Source organism: Weissella sp. DD23 (genome assembly GCF_001579105.1).
Taxonomy (GTDB): Bacteria; Bacillota; Bacilli; order Lactobacillales; family Lactobacillaceae; genus Weissella; species Weissella cibaria.
The window spans coordinates 1-438 of sequence record NZ_KQ970472.1 but is presented as its reverse complement, the minus strand read 5'-3'; the positions used below and the strand labels follow the sequence as shown (position 1 = coordinate 438).

Here is a 438-nt window from a genome sequence, read left to right as displayed (position 1 = left end):
CAAATATGAGCATTATCATTATCAGCTACCATATAGTCAGCCACTTGATCCGTCTCAAGAACATACTCAGCAACTGCGCGGTTCACAAAGCGGGCACTATCAGCCGTCACGCCAACCCGCATAAAGAACCAATCAAATAATTTCACACCGTACGCCGCTTGGCTTCCCGGTGAGCTAATCCGCTTTTCAAGCAAATTTTCAGCTGCCAAAATACCTTGGCGCACGGCACCAGATGCGTGCATGATGGACCAATTTTCCTGCAACTGGGGATTTTTTGAAGTGGCTGCATCACCAACCGCTAAAATATATGGATTCGTTGTATACATATACTCATCAACAACTGCTGAGCGATTGACACCAATCGTGACTTCATCACCAACGGTCATCGTGTTAGCAAGCATGCCAATTGTCACAATCACCTCATTCGCCGCATAGGTA

Annotated in this window: 1 protein-coding gene; it reads right to left on the bottom strand. The window is 46.3% G+C overall.

Going from position 1 to position 438, the window contains the following annotated elements; genetic code table 11:
* Nucleotides 1-438: FAD-dependent oxidoreductase (locus tag WEIDD23_RS12310; RefSeq protein ID WP_242865530.1), on the bottom strand; the 438-nt coding region annotated here is incomplete at both ends.